The organism is Frankia sp. Mgl5, from assembly GCF_023242985.1.
GTDB lineage: Bacteria > Actinomycetota > Actinomycetes > Frankiales > Frankiaceae > Parafrankia > Parafrankia soli.
The window spans coordinates 1-241 of the sequence record NZ_JALKFY010000317.1 but is presented as its reverse complement, the minus strand read 5'-3'; the positions used below and the strand labels follow the sequence as shown (position 1 = coordinate 241).

Here is a 241-nt window from a genome sequence, read left to right as displayed (position 1 = left end):
ACGAAAGAGCGTTGTTTCTTGGCCGTCGAGATGCCAAGCTGCCGAAACTGGAAAACGCTTTGCGACAAATGGGTGGACTCGGGTATGGAGCCGTACTGCGCTCCTCTGGCGGGGCCTGTGTGCCGCTCGACGCCGGGGTGTTAAACATCGCTGTACATCTTCCAGATACAGGCATCTCCATCGACTCCTTTTTCCGGCTCGTGACGGAAATGCTGACTGTTGGGCTGGCAGATTACGGAGA

At 56.4% G+C, this 241-nt stretch carries 1 pseudogene; it reads left to right on the top strand.

Features of this window, described 5'->3' with window-relative positions:
- Nucleotides 1–241, top strand: a pseudogene (locus MXD62_RS40410) (lipoate--protein ligase family protein); the annotation flags it as partial.